This is a genomic window from Yersinia enterocolitica subsp. enterocolitica, from assembly GCF_901472495.1.
In the GTDB taxonomy this organism is placed as follows: domain Bacteria; phylum Pseudomonadota; class Gammaproteobacteria; order Enterobacterales; family Enterobacteriaceae; genus Yersinia; species Yersinia enterocolitica.
This window is the reverse complement of the sequence record NZ_LR590469.1, coordinates 4438423-4455869: the sequence shown is the minus strand read 5'-3', so window position 1 is coordinate 4455869 and position 17447 is coordinate 4438423. Positions and strand designations below refer to the sequence as shown.

Sequence of the window (17447 nt, the reverse complement as noted above, 5' to 3'; positions counted from 1 at the left end):
TTTCCTCAATATGGGTTCATACCCCGCAGGGGGGCGGATTCTATCATATTCTTTCACGCCCTGCCCCTGCGCATTTGTAAAACACTGGCAAGACTATGATTAGCAGAGGGAATCCCTGCCAGATAATTTCATTAATACTTCGGTTTCAAGCGCAGTCGTAAGTCTGGCCCCACCTGACGAACCTCGCTAAATACGAATTCAGGGGCATCACTTAGTTGCGTTAACCCAGTCAACTGGCATAACCCACGGGCATCGCTGCCTAACAATTTTGGCGCAATATACAGAATTAGCTCATCAACCACACCCGCCTGCAAAAGCGCGCCCGCAAATTGTGGCCCGGCTTCAACCCAAACAGAATTAATTTGCCGCTTACCTAATTGCATCATTAATAAGACTAAATCTACCCCATTGCCATGACGTGGTAGCAACAATTGCTCGACATTGTTAGGCCATGACTGCTCATCTGCCTCAACTCGAGCTAACCAACACGGGCCGTCTTGCTGAATGACTTTATGCTGTGGCGTCACGCGGTTATGGCTATCGACAATAATTCGAACCGGCTGGCGCAGTGCATCTTGAGGGTACAGCGCCTGGGTTTGTGCATCCAGCTCCTGCCAGCGCACGGTTAGCGCAGGATCATCAGCCAATACGGTGGCACTGGTGCTAAGGATAGCAGAGCTTTGCGCCCGAAAACGCTGCACATCCTGACGCGCTTGTGGCGAGGTAATCCACTGGCTTTCACCCGAGGCCATTGCGGTGCGACCATCCAGGGATGCAGCCATTTTCAATTGCAGATAAGGAAAACCCGTGCGCATCCGTTTCAAGAAGCCGAGATTAACCGCTTCGGCTTCCGCCAGCATCAAACCGTGGTCAACTTCAACCCCAGCCTGTTTTAATTTATATAACCCGCGCCCGGCAACTTGCGGATTAGGATCCTGCATCGCGGCTACCACGCGTTTTACACCGGCAGTAAGCAAAGCATCAGCACATGGCGGCGTACGCCCGTGGTGGCTACATGGCTCAAGGGTGACATAGGCGGTAGCGCCACGCGCTTTTTCACCCGCCATCCGTAAAGCATGCACCTCGGCATGAGGTTCGCCAGCACGCAAATGATAGCCCTCACCGACAATCTCGCCATCGCGCACCAGCACACACCCGACATTGGGGTTCGGTGACGTAGTAAAACGCCCTAGCCGCGCCAACTCAAAGGCACGGGCCATATAGAATTCATCGGGCTGCATGGCTTTCCTTACTTTTATGCTGTGGTAATTAGCTGGGGGCTAACGGCTTTGACGACTATGTTGATTAATCCTGCAAGCGGGCAATTTCTTCGCCGAATTCGCGGATATCTTCAAAACTGCGATACACCGAAGCAAAGCGGATATAGGCCACTTTATCCAGGCGCTTCAGTGCTTCCATCACCAGATTACCAACCATCTTGGTGGGCACTTCGCGCTCGCCGGTGGCGCGTAACTGAGATTTAATGTGACTGATTGCCGTTTCAACATCATCTGAGCTGACCGGCCGTTTTTCCAATGCTTTTAGCATGCCACGGCGTAATTTTTCTTCATTAAAGGGTTCGCGTACATCATCACTTTTAATCACGCGCGGTAACACCAGTTCAGCCACTTCGAAAGTGGTAAAGCGTTCATTACAATCTAAACACTGGCGGCGACGGCGCACTTGCGAACCATCGCTCACCAGACGGGAGTCAATGACTTTGGTATCCACAGCGGCACAAAACGGGCAATGCATAGCGCTTCCTGATAGGTGAGCTTAAACTTAGCGACAGTTTACCGCGAACTGCCGCGACAACAAAGGGTGGAAGCGGCAGTTTATGTTGATTAAGCTATGGTGAGTTTGATGCAGCAGGTTTCGAATCAAAAGGCTTCAACCACTCCTTTTGCAGTTCTAACCAAACTTTACAATCGGGCGATAACACATTGAGAAGGTCGAAAAAAAGCCCCGATACCGCTATATACCGGTATCAGGGCTTATTTTCGTTCTATCGTTTACGACTTAAGGCAGGATTGAAGGCTGATCTGCGCCCTCTTTCTCGACTTTCTGCTGTAACATATGCTCACGTTTCATACCCAGTTTCAACGCCAGCGCGGACGCGACGTAGATGGATGAAACTGTACCGATGGATACACCGATCAGCATCGTCAGTGAGAAGCCTTGCAGCATCGCACCACCGAAGATAAACAGCATCAATACCACCATCAGTGTGGTTGCAGAGGTCATGATAGTACGGCTTAAGGTCTGAGTCAGAGACACGTTCATGATTTCGTAAGGTGTACCGCGGCGAATCTTGCGGAAGTTCTCACGAATACGGTCTGATACCACGATACTGTCGTTAAGTGAGTAACCAATAACCGACATCAATGAAGCGACGATGGTTAGGTCAATCTCGATATGGAATAACGACAAGATCCCCATGGTAATAACCACGTCATGCGCCAAGGCGATAACCGCTCCCAGCGCCAGACGCCATTCAAAACGGAAACCGACATAAACCAGAATACACAGTAACGCGACTATCAACGCCATGCCGCCTGCTTGGGCTAAATCACTACCCACACTTGGTCCGACGAATTCAATACGTTTTACCGATGCATTCTTATCAACCGACTCATTAATAACAGAGATGACTTTGTTGCCCAATTCCTGCCCGGCAGTTCCGGTGGCGGGTGGCATACGAACCATCACATCACGGGTGCTACCAAAGTTTTGCAGAATTGGCGATTCAAAGCCCGCGGCTTCCAATGTGTCACGCAGTTGGTCCAGATCCGCAGGTTTCTCCAGGGAAATTTCAATCACCGTACCACCGGTGAAATCCAGACCCCAGTTAAACCCTTTAGTGGACATCACTACAATGGATGCCACTAACAACAGCAATGAGACGCCGAAAGCAACATAATCCCAGCGCATAAAGTCATAGACTTTACGGCCATAGTTCAGTTGTTCAACAGTATAATCCTGTGCCACAACGTACTCCTCAAATAGACAGCTTGTTAATGCGCTTGCCGCCGTAAAGCAGGTTGACGATGGCACGAGTACCGACTATTGCGGTGAACATTGACGTTACAACACCGATTGCCGTTGTAATGGCAAAGCCTTTAATCGAACCGGTACCCACAGCATAAAGAATAATGGCTGTGATAAGTGTCGTTACGTTCGCATCGACGATACTTGAGAAAGCACCTTTGTACCCCTCATGAATCGCTTGCTGAATCGTCCGCCCGTTCTTGTACTCTTCTTTTATTCGCTCGTTAATCAGAACGTTAGCATCAACTGCTACCGCCAGGGTCAACACTATCCCGGCAATACCCGGCATGGTTAATGTCGCCCCCGGTAACAGAGACATCACGCCCACAATCAACACCAGGTTCGCCAACAGCGCAGTACTGGCAATCACCCCAAATTTACGGTAGTAAATCACCATAAACAGGATAGAAACCGCCAAGCCCCACAAGCAAGCTTCCAAACCTTGGGTAATATTCTGAGAACCCAAAGTTGGCCCAATAGTGCGTTCTTCCACAATCTGGATAGGTGCAATTAATGCACCAGCACGCAGCAATAGAGAAAGCTGACGAGCTTCAGCCGGATTATCAATACCGGTAATGCGGAAACTGTTACCCAAGCGAGACTGGATGGTCGCGACGTTGATAACTTCTTCCTGCTTAACCAGAACCGCTCGGCCATTAGCATCTTTTTTACCGCTGTCTTTATATTCTACAAACAAAGTCGCCATCGGCTTGCCGATATTGTCTTTGGTAAAATTAGACATAGCAGAACCACCGGCGCTATCGAGCGAGATATTAACCTGAGCCTGGTTATATTCGTCAGTGCTGGAAGTGGAGTCGGTAATATGGTCACCGGTCAGGATAACGCGCTTGTACAAGACAACCGGGCGGCCTTCACGCGTGTTTTTGACTTCAGAATCGCCCGGTACACGACCGGAGGCAGCAACAGAAGCATCAACATTGCTATTGACCAAACGGAACTCAAGTGTTGCCGTCGCACCAAGAATCTCTTTGGCACGTGCAGTATCCTGAATACCCGGCAACTCAACGACAATACGATCTGAACCCTGGCGCTGAACCAACGGCTCGGCTACACCTAATTGGTTAACCCGGTTACGCAGAATAGTAATGTTTTGCTGAACGGCATATTCGCGCGCTTCCCGCAGACGGTCATCACTCATCACAGCTTTTAAGGTATTGCTGCCATTGGAGCCAATCACCAGATCACGGTGGCGAGGAGAAAGGTAGCTGATAGCATCATCGCGAGTTTTATCATCGCGGAAACGCACTTCAACACCATAATTATCCAGTTTACGCACCGTCGCATACGGGATATTTTTCTCACGCAAATCACTGCGCAGAGTATCCATCGTTTGCTCTTGTAACTTGCCAAGCGCAGTGTCCATATCCACTTCCATCAAGAAGTGCACACCACCACGCAGGTCAAGACCAAGCTTCATCGGCTCTGCACCCAATTTTGCAAGCCACGAAGGGGTTGCTGGAGCAAGGTTCAGCGCGATTACGTATTTGTCCCCCATCGCAGCCATCAGTGCTTCACGAGCGCGCAGCTGGACGTCAGGATCTCTAAAGCGAGCCAAGATTGCACCATTTTCCAGTGCAATAGACTTGCTCGCTATGTTGTCTTTTTCTAAAACGTCACGGACTTGGACCAGCGTTGTTTCACTGGCGGCGATTCCTCGCGCACCAGTGATTTGAACAGCCGGATCCTCACCATAAAGGTTGGGAAGTGCGTATAGCAGACCGACGAAGATCACCACGATCAACATCAGATACTTCCACAAAGGATAACGGTTTAACACGGCAATTCCCTTCGGGAAAATCGAAAATTACAGAGCTTTCATTGTACCTTTCGGTAAAACGGCAGCAACGAAGTCACGTTTGATCATCACTTCAGTGGTGTCGTTCAGTGCGATAACGATATAACCAGTTTCCGCAACTTTAGTAACACGACCAAGTAAACCACCAGTGGTCAGCACTTCATCACCTTTACCAATAGAATCCATCAGTTTTTTGTGTTCTTTGGCACGTTTTTGCTGTGGACGCAAGATCATGAAGTAAAAAATCAGACCAAATACCACCAGCATAATCACCAGAGAGTACGGGCTGCTTTGAGCCGGAGCCCCAGCGGATGCGACAGCATCGGAAATGAAAAGACTCATTAAAATTCCCTCATTGTTATCAATATCAATAGTGTGAAATCAGTGTGTTAAAATCAGCAACCGCAAAATCCTAACCGTTTAGCCCATAATTGCAAAGGCAATAATTTTAAAATCAATCACTTAATTGTGGAGATAGTGGTGGAACAGGCTTTCCTATCCGACCATAGAAATCTTCAACGAAGCTCTCTAATTTACCTTCTTCAATAGCCTGACGTAAACCCGCCATTAAGCGTTGATAGTAACGCAGGTTATGAATGGTATTCAGGCGTGCGCCCAGTATTTCGTTGCAACGGTCAAGATGATGCAAGTAGGCACGGCTATAATTGCGACAAGTGTAGCAATCACAATGCTCGTCCAGCGTTGCTGTATCACTCTTGTGTTTGGCATTACGGATTTTTACCACTCCGTCAGTGACAAACAAATGGCCGTTACGAGCATTACGTGTTGGCATAACGCAGTCAAACATGTCGATGCCACGACGTACACCCTCGACCAAATCCTCAGGTTTCCCAACGCCCATCAAATAGCGTGGTTTATCTGCTGGAATCTGCGGGCAGACATGTTCCAAAATACGGTGCATATCTTCTTTTGGCTCACCTACCGCCAAGCCGCCCACAGCGTAACCATCAAAACCGATATCTACCAGCCCTTTTACCGATACATCACGTAAATCTTCGTAAACGCCACCCTGAATAATACCGAATAAAGCATTTTTATTGTTCAATTCATCAAAGCGGTCGCGACTACGTTTGGCCCAACGCAATGACATTTCCATCGAACGTTTCGCATAATCCCAATCAGCTGGGTAGGGAGTGCATTCGTCGAAAATCATCACGATATCAGAACCGAGATCGTACTGAATTTCCATCGACTTTTCCGGACTAAGGAAAACTTTGTCTCCATTGATCGGATTCTGGAAAGTCACCCCTTCTTCTTTGATTTTGCGCATCGCCCCTAAGCTGAATACCTGGAAGCCGCCTGAGTCAGTCAGGATAGGGCCGTGCCACTGCATAAAATCATGCAAGTCGCCGTGCAGCTTCATAATTTCCTGACCAGGGCGCAACCAAAGATGGAAAGTGTTCCCCAGCAGGATTTGTGCGCCGGTTTCTTTGACCTCTTCCGGGGTCATCCCTTTTACTGTGCCGTAGGTACCAACCGGCATAAATGCCGGGGTCTCTACGACACCGCGTTCAAATACCAGACGGCCACGACGGGCGCGCCCATCAGTTTTTTGTAATTCGTACTTCACATAACCTCCAGCATCAGAGAAACAGTCTGGTGCGTGATTAAAAGGAGCGCATGATAGCAACTGACTAACCCGCGACACAAGCCAGACGGCTTAAGTAGCACTTATCGTTATATGCGCAATTCTATAATTTTGTGTGCCACTTTATCGATAATACTTTGTCGTCTTGGTGGATAACATTAACCGCGGGAATAGGTCGATATTTCCATAAAAAGTTATACCTGAACTATACTTTTCATGAATCTGTGGCACCGTAGATATCCACCTGTCCACTACCCTATTCTCATTATTCCTGCTGATAATACGGGGCAATAAATGACAAAAAAACCGAATATCCTATTAGTACACGGCGCATGGGGCGACGGTTCTCACTGGCGTCATGTTATTCCTACGCTACACAACAAAAATTATCCGGTATACGCAGTACAAAACCCACTGACATCATTGGCAGATGACGTGGAACGAACAAAAAAGCTGGCAGCTTCATTGGAAGGCCCCACCATTTTGGTTGGTCATTCTTATGGGGGGATGGTGATTTCCCAACTTGGTGACTTGCCTCATGTGGTTGGGCTGGTCTTTGTTGCCGCTTTTGCACCGGATAAAGGCGAAAGCCTTGGCAGTATTTTCCAACTCCGCGCCCCCCCTTTGGGGGCGGCCAATCTTGTTCCAGACTCGGATGGTTTTCTTTGGATTAAGCGAGAAAAATTCCACGAAAGTTTCTGTCACGACTTAGACAAAAACGAAGCCATCATTATGACTGCCGCGCAAAAGCCGACCTCAGGCCGTTGCTTTGAAGACGCCTCGGCAGAACCGGCCTGGAAAACCATACCTAGTTGGTATCAGATTTCCAATCAGGACCATATGATCCCGCCAGAAACTCAGCAGTGGTTTACTGAACGGATGAAACCGAAGAAAACCATTCGTCTGGACTCCAGCCATGCCTCTCTGGCTTCCCATCCCAATGAAATCATTGCGTTGATTGAAGAAGCGGCCAAAGGCCATTAACCAACGTTTACCCCGGAGACAGATAGCGCCTGGCTCCGGGTGTTTCAGGGGTTAATCACATATGCAGATTTAGGGGATATAATTCCCAAAAAAAAGGATCGGCATAAGCTACTGATTATCCGTACTATTCAGGGATATCATTTCTGTGCTTGCCTGTGGGTTACGGCTGATAAACATGGCATCACCGTAACTGAAGAAGCGATATTGCTCTGCAACCGCCTGCTGGTAAGCATTCATAGTATTTTTATAACCAGCAAAAGCAGAAACCAACATTATCAATGTTGATTCAGGTAAGTGGAAATTGGTTATTAATGCATCAACAACCTGATAGTGATAACCCGGATAAATAAAGATTTTGGTATCACCAAAGAAAGGGGCAATCAGGCCATTATCACTCGCCTTGGCGGCACTTTCCAATGAACGTACTGATGTGGTACCCACCGCAACAACCCTATTGCCACGGGCCTTACAGGCCAGAACTGCATCAACCACTTCCTGCGGCACTTCTGCATACTCAGAATGCATGATGTGATCTTCAATTGTTTCGACTCGCACTGGCTGGAACGTACCCGCGCCGACATGCAAGGTAACAAAAGCCATCTCAATGCCTTTTTCCCGCAAAGCGGCCAACATCGGTTCATCAAAATGTAAACCGGCGGTCGGCGCTGCCACTGCCCCCAAGCGCTGGCTGTATACCGTTTGGTATAGCTCGCGATCGGCATCCTCATCAGGTCGGTCTATATAAGGAGGCAAAGGCATATGGCCGACTGCATCCAAAATAGTGAAAACATCCCGCTCATCGTCAAAACGCAACTCAAATAGTGTGTCATGGCGTGCCAGCATGGTGGCATGGATGCTCTCATCGTCACCCAGCAGCAGCTCAGTACCGGGTTTAGGCGCTTTTGACGCTTTGACATGAGCCAGAACACGGTGATCATCCAAAACGCGCTCGACCAATACTTCAAGCTTGCCGCCGCTGGCTTTGCGGCCAAATAAACGCGCCGGAATAACCCGCGTATTATTGAATACCAGCAGATCACCGGGCACCAGTTTATCCAGCAAATCAGTAAAAATGCCGTGCGTTAGTGCTCCCGTTGGGCCATCCAGTGACAATAAGCGGCAACCGCTACGCTGGGGCTGAGGGTAATGGGCAATAAGAGATTCTGGTAGCTCAAAAGAAAAATCGGCAACGCGCATGGCTTTCCACTTTATATCAGAACAGACCCAGCCCACAGATATGAGGGGCAGGTTCACAAAAATAGGCGGCTAGTCTAGAACCCTGAACGGCTGGCTGCAAGAAATAAGGAGAGTTAGCGGCTATTTGCATTATACTCAACGCATGAATTTTCTTGCTCACCTCCATCTTGCAACACTGGCAGACAGCTCTTTATTGGGCAATTTGCTGGCCGATTTTGTGCGCGGTAATCCACAAGGGGAATACTCCCCTGAGATAGTCGCTGGCATCATGATGCATCGCCGCGTTGATGTGATGACTGATACATTGCCATTAGTGAAAGAGGCCCGTGGCTATTTTAGTGCGGACTATCGCCGGGTTGCACCTATTACTCTGGATGTATTATGGGATCATTTTCTGTCACGCAACTGGGATAAACTGATGCCTGACTGCTCGCTGCCCGATTTTATCGAGCACGCGCAATGCCAAATTTTGCCACATTTACCCCTGACACCGGCTCGCTTTCAGAACCTCAATGCCTATCTGTGGCCAGAGCGTTGGCTGGAACGCTACGCTGAACTACCCTTTATAGCTGATGTGTTGCAAGGTATGGCTAACCGACGGCCAAAGCTGGCAGCACTTGCAGGGTCATTTCACGATATAGAACAACACTATCAGCCATTAGAGCAGTTGTTTTGGGCTTTTTATCCTGCAATGATGTCACAGGCACAAGATAAACAAATTTAGATTAAAACATTCTTTATTGTATGGTTATTGATTCTAAGTCACTTGCGCTTTCTGTAAGAATGGGTATCTTAGCAAGACTAAGAAACAAAAATCGTTGTAACAATAGGTAAAAGCTATCACAGCAATTGGTATTTATCCCTTTATTCATCCCGCTTAAATACCTATGCTGTGCCGATACTTTTAAGACAACTGGTTAATCCATCCCTAATTAACAGGAGTAATTTATGGTTCTGGTAACTCGTCAAGCCCCTGATTTTACAGCAGCTGCTGTTCTTGGTAGCGGCGAAATCGTTGAAAACTTCAACCTGAAAAAACACCTGAACGGCCGCCCTGCTGTCCTGTTCTTCTGGCCTATGGACTTCACTTTCGTTTGTCCTTCAGAGTTGATCGCTTTCGACCACCGTTACGAAGAATTCCAGAAACGTGGCGTTGAAGTTGTTGGTGTTTCTTTTGACTCCGAATTCGTACACAACGCATGGCGTAAAACCCCGGTCGATAAAGGCGGTATTGGTGAAGTTAAATATCCAATGGTTGCTGATATCAAACGTGAAATTCAGAAAGCCTACGGCATTGAGCACCCAGATGCAGGTGTTGCACTGCGCGGTTCTTTCCTGATCGACAAAAACGGTGTTGTTCGTCACCAAGTGGTTAACGACCTGCCACTGGGCCGTAACATTGACGAAATGCTGCGTATGGTTGACGCACTGCAATTCCACGAAGAACACGGCGACGTTTGCCCTGCTCAGTGGGAAAAAGGTAAAGCAGGTATGGGCGCATCTCCAGATGGCGTAGCTAAATACCTGTCTGAAAACGCCTCTAAACTGTAATAACAGTTTATGCCGCTCCTGATTTGCTCAGGGGTATCAAGCCAGTCAGTTCACACTGACTGGCTTTTTTTATGCTGATATAAAACCAAACGACGACATACCAACAATACTGATATATCCCCAAAGTAATTGGAGTTGCAGCCAGGCGGCAAACGAGTAAATCCCGATGAGCTTACATAAGTAAGTGATTCGGGTGAACGAGAGCAGCTAACAACGCTGTAATTTCAAGTAAGAAGGGGATATTTTTGTGGCATATTTGGCCTCCATGTTTTGCCTTTCAGCAGGTAAGAAGCTAGCGTAATGTTGCCAGGCATTAGGGAGCCTCGTATTGATTAACGTCAGTACGGGGCTTTTTCCTATCTGCTTTATGACAACAACTGTTTTTTACCAAGACACTTACAGCACTGATTCAAACAATGCCCAAAGCAGACAGCTTCAAGCACCCGCCGCAGAGTTTATATAATAATCATTTCCATTCCCATCTTATCAAGATCGTGAATACTTATTTATTTTCAATAAGTTATTTTTACTTATCTTGATTTCCCTCAAGCATAAATCACCCCATCTGCCGGGCAACAACTGACAACGCCTCCTTTCGCCGCTAATTAATTAGCAGCCATAAACATTAATTCTGCTATTATTTATTACTGGCGTGTGTTTTGCGCACACCCTAAGCAGCGCTTTTAAGCTGCCAGACAAAAAATGACTGGGTAACCCCCAGCGGGCAGGTAATAACAGGAGTCAGAATGCATCTGCAAAAATGGAACAAACCCTTGGCTGCGTTGGCTTTATTGGTCAGTGGAGCACTGCATGCGGCCTCAACACCCGCAGTAGAAGCAAAAAATGGCATGGTGGTGACATCCCAGTATCTGGCTTCACAGGTTGGGTCCGATATTTTAAAAATGGGCGGAAATGCAGTTGATGCCGCGGTTGCTGTGGGTTATGCGCAAGCAGTAGTAAATCCGTGTTGTGGCAATATTGGTGGCGGTGGCTTTATGACTATTCACCTTGCAGATGGAACAGACACATTTATAAACTTCCGTGAAACCGCCCCTGCCGCTGCCAGTGCCGATATGTATCTGGATAAAGAGGGCAAAGTCACCAAAGACGCCAGTTTGTATGGTTATCTGGCTGCCGGTGTTCCAGGTACTGTATTGGGCATGGACAGTGCGCAAAAGAAATACGGCAAATTAACCCGCCAGCAAGTCATGGCTCCGGCGATCAAACTGGCACAGGAAGGCTTTGTGTTAACTCGTGCTGACACGGATATTCTTGACACAACGGTTAAACGCTTCCGCCAAGATCCTGAATCAGCTCGTATTTTCCTACGTAAAAATGGCGAAGCGCTGCAACCGGGTGATCGTCTGATTCAAGCTGATCTGGCTGATACTCTGACAGCTATCTCGGAGAAAGGGCCAGATGCTTTCTATCAGGGGAAAATACCGCAAGCAGTTGAAGCGGCAGCTAAAAAAGGCGGAGGTATTTTGACTGCTGCCGATTTTGCCAATTATAAAATCACCGAAACCGCCCCTATTACCTGTAGCTACCGTGGCTATAAATTCGTTTCTTCTCCGCCACCTAGCTCCGGTGGCGTAACCTTATGTGAGACGTTGAATGTCCTTGAGGGATATGACCTGAAGAGCATGGGCTTTAACTCTGCCGCTTATATTCATACGCTGACAGAAGCGATGCGCCATGCCTATATGGACCGTAATACGTTCCTCGGCGACCCCGAATTTGTTAAAAACCCGATTGACCGCCTGCTGAGTAAAAGTTATGCCGCTGATATTCGCAAGCAAATCGTCGCCAATAAGGCTACGCCGTCGGTAGAAGTTCAGCCGGGCATGCAGCCGCATGAGAAACCTGAAACAACTCACTATTCTATCGTCGATCATGATGGCAATGCCGTTTCTACTACCTATACGGTGAATGGTCGCTTTGGTGCAGTCGTCATTGCGCCGGGTACCGGCTTTTTCCTGAATGATGAAATGGATGATTTTACCGTCAAAGTCGGTGAGCAAAACCTGTATGGTCTAGTGCAGGGAGCAACCAATTCTATCGCCCCCGGTAAGCGCCCACTATCGTCTATGAGCCCGACACTGGTGACCAAAGATGGTAAGACATTTATGGTATTAGGTTCACCGGGCGGTTCACGAATCATCACCATTACCTTGCAAACCGCATTGAATGTGATTGACCACGGTATGGCACCACAAGAGGCCGTAGATGCACCACGCATCCATCATCAATGGCTGCCCGATGAAGTTTACTACGAGCAGCGTGGGGTATCCGCAGACAGCCTTAATATCTTGAAAACAATGGGATATAAAATGGTTGAGCAGAATCCTTGGGGAGCTGCCGAGTTAATTTTGGTCGGATTAGCGGGTGTTGAGGGTGTCAGCCCTGCCAATTCGGGCAATGATTCTGCCGTCTCAGGGAAAGTGAGAGAGGGTTACTTGTATGGGGCTAATGATGTTCGCCGCCCAGCGGGTGCCGCCATCGGTTACTGAGAGTGATGGCTTACTAATCTGACTCATCCCCCATCAATATATCGATGGGGGAATTCATCTGCTTAGATTACCACGGTAGAGTATGCCCTTGATAATCAATAAAGCCGTGACCGCCCTTACCGGAAGCACGCTCTATTTGGTCAACCACCCCTTTCACACTGGTCGCTATTGTTAGTGGTGCTGCATCCCCGCCCATATCTGTTTTTACCCAACCTGGATGAATAGATAACACTGTCAGCGAGGGGTCCGCTACCTCGGCGACCAGATTGCGCGTCATCATATTCAATGCAGCTTTACTGGCTGAATACAAAGGCTTATGGCCTGAAGCATTATGTCCAAGACTCCCCAGTTGTGAAGACATAAAGGCTAATACACTGTGAGTAGGATTACGCTGTGCCAGCAACAGCTGGGCAATACGGATGGGAGAAATCGCATTGGTCTGGAATAATTCGAGAATCTCTTCCGGTTTGGCATCAACCGCGGATTGATGCTCCGGCCCGGAGATACCGGCATTAATAAAAATCAGATCAAACGTTTGGCCCTGTATCTGTGGTAAGAATGTTTTGATACTGTCCGGTTGGTTAATATCCAATGTTAGCCAATGGGCCGCATGTGCAGCAGTATCTTTTGCTACACCGCGTGTGGTCGCGGTGACCGACCAGCCACGGCGGTTAAGCTCATCAACCAAACCCAGTCCCAATCCCCGAGAGGCCCCGATTATCAATGCCTGTCTTTTCGCTGTGCTCATCATATTTTCCCTTCGGTGAATTTACCTGACAACTATCTATACTCGTTATATACATAGTATTTCAACCAAAGAAAAAGCGGCGCTTAGCCGCTTCAGACTGCTGACAAACCTCGATAACTCGATCTTGTAAGGTGAAGACAGGTAGAAGAGTAAAGCGTCCGCGCCAGGGAGGGCGCGGGTCGAGCCATCAGGGACGATTTTACGGCGTCTTTACGATCTGCCTGTTTTCACCGTTACGGGCACTTTGTCATTAACCTCAAGCGGCGCTTAGCCGCTTTTAATATCCCACACTGCGTCACTAACTCTTGAGTTAGCGCTCACTATGGCCAATCACTAAGATTGACCACGCCACAATGTGACACTTTCACCAGACAATTGCAGATTGACACCTGAGTCAGTGAGATCCAGTTCTGATCCCCCTTCTAAACGCTGCCACTGAGCAACATTCAGTAAAGGAGATACGGGTAAGAAGATATCGCTGGCACGATTGCGCTGGATGGCTACCATCACTCGCTCACGCTGATAACTGCGAATAAAGACCAGAGAATCGCCATTGGCATGAATAACCTGGCAGCCACCGCGTCGCAGTGCCAAACTTTTGTGCCGTAAAGCTGCCATCCGCTGACACAATTTCAGCAAGTCACCCTCCCACAATGCTTCGTCCCACGGGAAAGGTTTGCGGCAGAAGGGATCATTGCCGCCATCGAGGCCAATCTCATCGCCATAAAATAAGCAGGGCACGCCAATCCAGCTAAATAGCCATATCAAGGCCATTTGCATCCGCGTTTTATCGCCATTAAGCAAAGTGATAAAACGGGCAGTATCATGGCTATCCAATTGATTAAATAAACGCAGCTGATGCCCATGAGGTAATCCGGCACGATATTCATCCATCCAATAGGCACAATCCTCCGCGCTGAGTTGTATTGGATGATAAGCGACATCACAACCCGCCAGGAAGCTGCGTACCGGCAGGGCAAACCCCATATAATTCATGGCTGCATCTTCTACTCCAGCATGGAGCCAATTTCGCGCATCGCCAAAGTGCTCACCCAGAATATAGGCCTGAGGGTTTTCTTCTTTCGCCGCCTGATAAATACCCGCCAAATGATGCAAATTCCCTTTTGCCCCGCCCTCTTCCCCCAGCATATGCACCACATCCAGCCGCCAGCCATCAATACTGTAAGGCGGTTTTAACCAATGGCGCACCACGCTGTCTTCGGCGCGATAAATTTGGTTAACCACATCTTCACTTGTGAAATTGAGTTTCGGCAAGCTGGCGTTACCCTTCCAATCCAGCGCCCGGCCATCGGGGAAGAAATTAAACCACCCCCGATAAGGTGAATCTGGATGATGACAGGCACCATTTTCTCCTTGCTGATGGCGATCAAACCAATGATGGGAATCACCGGTGTGGTTAAACACACCATCGAGCACCAATTTCATGCCAGCATCACGGGTAGCGCTGCGTAATTGCAAGAAAGCACTTTCGCCACCAAAGTAAGGATCAACCTGATAATAATCTTGTGTATCGTATTTATGTACACTGGGTGCAGTGAAAATCGGGTTGAGATAAAGTGCAGTCACACCCAACTGTTGCAGATAGGGGAGTTTTTGGCAAATACCGACCAAATCGCCGCCATAGAATGTCGAGGCAGCATTCACATCATCCAATGGTTGCTGCCATTCACGACGCGATACCGGGCAACCAGCAGCATGATGGGTATAACTGCCATCCTTCACACCATGTTCACCCAAACTCGAGGCAAAACGATCGGGGAAAATTTGATAAAAAATCTGATCGGCAACCCAATCAGGGCCACTGTCTGGCAGCTCGATAGCAAACTGAGCCAATTGCGCCGGAGGAACTATCGAAAAACCTAACGGGCCGAACCACAGTTGATCATCATTCCACAGCAACTTGAAGCAATAGCGCCGTGCTGGCTGACCTTCATGTAATGGCAATGATGCGCGATAACGCCAGAAACCATCGTGCAGTTCACCCTTCATGGTGAGCAGCCACTCTTCATTATCCGGCTCACAGCGTAAGAAAACTTGTGCAGGTAAATTATCCCCCTGCAACCACTCTCCATGTAACCACAGTGTAATATGTAACGCATCGCCCCGTAGACGGACAAAAGGCGCGACCGGTAGATGCCAACCACTCAGCATAAAACTCTCCTGCTTTAACCCAAACGATTACTGTTAAGGCTATCTGGTGCAGACATTAACGCCGCGACACATTCACCTGTATAAATAAGTCGATAGAAACAATGCCATGTTGCGGAGGAATACCCCTCATCTGTCAGCATAAATATTGAGGATGAGGTCGGGGGCGGAGAGAACTATTGAATGGCTAAATAAAGAGACAACAAAGCCGGGATATCCCCGGCTTCAGACTGCTGACAACCCCCAACGACTCGATCTTGCAAAGTGAAGGCAGGTAGCAGAGTAAAGCGTCCGCGCCAGGGAAGGGTTTACGGCGTCTTTACGATCTACCTGTTTTCACCGCTACGGGCGCTTTGTCATTAACTTATTACTCTGCGACTTTCAGCTCGTTCGCCTTCTTCTTCTGATGATTTACCTTGAAGTAATATCCCACCAGCAATAAAGCTATCCACACTAACCCGACATACAGGGAGACGCGAGTCGTTGGGAACCAGCCAATCAGCCCAATGATAAACACCAGGAAAATGATAGCCAGCACGGAAGTAAAGGTGCCGCCACGCAGCGGGAAATCGAGCGCTTTCACTTGATCTTTACTTAACGAGCGACGGAAACCAATTTGGGAAAATAGGATCATAATCCACACCCAGACGGTCGCAAAGGTCGCGAGTGAAGCGATAACCAGGAACACATTTTCCGGCATAATGTAGTTCAGATAAACCGCCGTCAGCATGGCTCCCATCATCACCAACACCGTAACCCAAGGCACACCGCGTTTAGAAATCGCAGCAAAGGCTTTTGGCGCATGGCCCTGCTCTGCCATCCCGTTAAGCATACGGCCGACACCGAACACATCACTGTTAATGGCTGATAATGATGCAGTGATAACCACAAAGTTCAGAATCCCCGCAGCAACAGTAATCCCCATATGCTGGAAGGTCAGCACAAACGGGCTACCGTTAGTGCCCACTTGGTTCCATGGGTAAATAGACATGATGACAAACAGGGTACCGACGTAGAACATCAGGATACGCCACGGCACTGAGTTGATGGCTTTCGGAATAGACTTTTTCGGATCTTCTGCTTCACCAGCAGTAATCCCGATAATCTCAATCCCACCATAAGCAAACATCACCAGTTGCAGTGACAGGATCATGCCAACAAAACCGTTACTGAAGAAGCCACCGTTAGTCCATAAATTATGAATACCGGTCGGCTGCCCACCATTACCGATACCCCAGACAATGATACCAATACCGGCCAGGATCATAACGATGATGGTGGCAACTTTGAAGAATGAGAACCAGAATTCCAGCTCGCCGAACACCTTAACACTCATCATATTGACTGCACCAATGATGAGGACAACACTCAATACCCATATCCAGTGCGGCACGTCCGGAAACCAGACCCCCATATAGATACCGAATGCGGTCACATCGGCAATAGCAACAATTAGAATTTCAAAGCAATAAGTCCAGCCGGTGATATAGCCCGCCATTGGCCCAAGGTAATCTTGCGCATAACGAGAAAAAGAGCTGGCCTGTGGGTTATTAACTGACATTTCACCTAAGGCGCGCATGATGATAAATGCCACCACACCACCAATCAGGTACGCCAATAATACGCTTGGCCCCGCCATTCTTATTGCATCAGCCGAACCATAGAATAAGCCGGTACCTATTGCTGACCCCAATGCCATAAAACGGATATGGCGTGTCGTCAGGCCGCGTTTCAGCTTATTTTTGACTGGTAATTCCATGAACTTTATCCCGTCTTTTTTCAGCAAAAAGCCACGGGGATGAGCCGTGGCTAAAA

General features: G+C 48.3%; 15 protein-coding genes. 5 read left to right on the top strand and 10 right to left on the bottom strand.

The features are described 5' to 3' along the window. Positions 1–131 precede the first annotated feature (131 nt). The 6 genes from ribD to tgt form a co-directional block, all read right to left on the bottom strand. Complete coding sequence (ribD, locus tag FGL26_RS20875; protein WP_005167588.1) at positions 132–1241, bottom strand: bifunctional diaminohydroxyphosphoribosylaminopyrimidine deaminase/5-amino-6-(5-phosphoribosylamino)uracil reductase RibD; 1110 nt, start codon at positions 1239–1241, stop codon at positions 132–134. Positions 1242–1305: 64 nt separating this feature from the next. Then, on the bottom strand, positions 1306–1755 hold the full coding sequence (nrdR, locus tag FGL26_RS20870) for a transcriptional regulator NrdR (protein WP_004716459.1): 450 nt from the start codon (positions 1753–1755) through the stop codon (positions 1306–1308). Positions 1756–2019: 264 nt separating this feature from the next. Next, positions 2020–2988, bottom strand: coding sequence for a protein translocase subunit SecF (secF, locus tag FGL26_RS20865; protein ID WP_005167586.1), 969 nt, complete (start codon positions 2986–2988; stop codon positions 2020–2022). 10 nt (positions 2989–2998) lie between these two features. Continuing rightward, positions 2999–4846, bottom strand: a complete 1848-nt coding sequence (secD, locus tag FGL26_RS20860; RefSeq protein ID WP_005167583.1) for a protein translocase subunit SecD — start codon at positions 4844–4846, stop codon at positions 2999–3001. 27 nt (positions 4847–4873) lie between these two features. Then, positions 4874–5206 carry a preprotein translocase subunit YajC gene (yajC, locus tag FGL26_RS20855; protein ID WP_005166605.1) on the bottom strand — a complete coding sequence of 111 codons (333 nt, stop codon included), beginning with the start codon at positions 5204–5206 and terminating at the stop codon, positions 4874–4876. Positions 5207–5318: 112 nt separating this feature from the next. Beyond that, positions 5319–6455, bottom strand: a complete 1137-nt coding sequence (gene tgt / locus FGL26_RS20850; RefSeq protein WP_005166606.1) for a tRNA guanosine(34) transglycosylase Tgt — start codon at positions 6453–6455, stop codon at positions 5319–5321. A gap of 312 nt (positions 6456–6767) precedes the next feature. On the opposite strand from tgt, the gene FGL26_RS20845 reads away from it, so the two are divergent. After that, complete coding sequence (locus FGL26_RS20845) at positions 6768–7457, top strand: alpha/beta hydrolase (protein ID WP_005167580.1); 690 nt, start codon at positions 6768–6770, stop codon at positions 7455–7457. A 108-nt stretch (positions 7458–7565) separates the two neighbouring features. Here FGL26_RS20845 and queA read toward each other — a convergent pair whose 3' ends face one another. Next, positions 7566–8654 carry a tRNA preQ1(34) S-adenosylmethionine ribosyltransferase-isomerase QueA gene (gene queA / locus FGL26_RS20840; protein WP_005167578.1) on the bottom strand — a complete coding sequence of 363 codons (1089 nt, stop codon included), beginning with the start codon at positions 8652–8654 and terminating at the stop codon, positions 7566–7568. Positions 8655–8796: 142 nt separating this feature from the next. Between queA and FGL26_RS20835 the strand changes: the two genes are divergently transcribed. From FGL26_RS20835 to ggt, 3 genes are all read left to right on the top strand, one after another. Next, positions 8797–9378: an acyl carrier protein phosphodiesterase gene (locus FGL26_RS20835; protein ID WP_005167576.1), complete on the top strand. Its 582-nt coding sequence runs from the start codon at positions 8797–8799 to the stop codon at positions 9376–9378. Positions 9379–9602: 224 nt separating this feature from the next. After that, entirely contained in the window at positions 9603–10205 is a 603-nt protein-coding gene (locus FGL26_RS20830) for a peroxiredoxin C (protein ID WP_004707520.1), read from the top strand. 746 nt (positions 10206–10951) lie between these two features. Next, positions 10952–12715, top strand: coding sequence for a gamma-glutamyltransferase (gene ggt, locus FGL26_RS20825; protein ID WP_005167575.1), 1764 nt, complete (start codon positions 10952–10954; stop codon positions 12713–12715). Between the two features lie 67 nt (positions 12716–12782). Here the strand turns inward: ggt and FGL26_RS20820 are convergent, their stop codons facing one another. After that, positions 12783–13463 (bottom strand): SDR family oxidoreductase, encoded by a 681-nt coding sequence (locus tag FGL26_RS20820; RefSeq protein ID WP_005167574.1) that lies wholly within the window; start codon positions 13461–13463, stop codon positions 12783–12785. A gap of 186 nt (positions 13464–13649) precedes the next feature. On the opposite strand from FGL26_RS20820, the gene FGL26_RS21985 reads away from it, so the two are divergent. Continuing rightward, entirely contained in the window at positions 13650–13772 is a 123-nt protein-coding gene (locus FGL26_RS21985) for a gluconate 5-dehydrogenase (protein ID WP_100219638.1), read from the top strand. Between the two features lie 24 nt (positions 13773–13796). Here the strand turns inward: FGL26_RS21985 and malZ are convergent, their stop codons facing one another. Both malZ and proY read right to left on the bottom strand, forming a co-directional pair. Next, positions 13797–15635 (bottom strand): maltodextrin glucosidase, encoded by a 1839-nt coding sequence (gene malZ, locus FGL26_RS20810; RefSeq protein WP_005167573.1) that lies wholly within the window; start codon positions 15633–15635, stop codon positions 13797–13799. A 364-nt stretch (positions 15636–15999) separates the two neighbouring features. After that, positions 16000–17391 carry a proline-specific permease ProY gene (proY, locus tag FGL26_RS20805; RefSeq protein WP_005167572.1) on the bottom strand — a complete coding sequence of 464 codons (1392 nt, stop codon included), beginning with the start codon at positions 17389–17391 and terminating at the stop codon, positions 16000–16002. Positions 17392–17447: the final 56 nt, after the last annotated feature.

Coding starts and splice junctions, on each gene's coding strand:
- yajC (WP_005166605.1), bottom strand. CDS start 5,206: ATGAGTCTTTTCATTTCCGATGCTGTCGCATCCGCTGGGGCTCCGGCT.
- FGL26_RS20820 (WP_005167574.1), bottom strand. CDS start 13,463: ATGAGCACAGCGAAAAGACAGGCATTGATAATCGGGGCCTCTCGGGGA.
- queA (WP_005167578.1), bottom strand. CDS start 8,654: ATGCGCGTTGCCGATTTTTCTTTTGAGCTACCAGAATCTCTTATTGCC.
- nrdR (WP_004716459.1), bottom strand. CDS start 1,755: ATGCATTGCCCGTTTTGTGCCGCTGTGGATACCAAAGTCATTGACTCC.
- FGL26_RS20835 (WP_005167576.1), top strand. CDS start 8,797: ATGAATTTTCTTGCTCACCTCCATCTTGCAACACTGGCAGACAGCTCT.
- FGL26_RS20845 (WP_005167580.1), top strand. CDS start 6,768: ATGACAAAAAAACCGAATATCCTATTAGTACACGGCGCATGGGGCGAC.
- ribD (WP_005167588.1), bottom strand. CDS start 1,241: ATGCAGCCCGATGAATTCTATATGGCCCGTGCCTTTGAGTTGGCGCGG.
- ggt (WP_005167575.1), top strand. CDS start 10,952: ATGCATCTGCAAAAATGGAACAAACCCTTGGCTGCGTTGGCTTTATTG.
- proY (WP_005167572.1), bottom strand. CDS start 17,391: ATGGAATTACCAGTCAAAAATAAGCTGAAACGCGGCCTGACGACACGC.
- malZ (WP_005167573.1), bottom strand. CDS start 15,635: ATGCTGAGTGGTTGGCATCTACCGGTCGCGCCTTTTGTCCGTCTACGG.
- FGL26_RS20830 (WP_004707520.1), top strand. CDS start 9,603: ATGGTTCTGGTAACTCGTCAAGCCCCTGATTTTACAGCAGCTGCTGTT.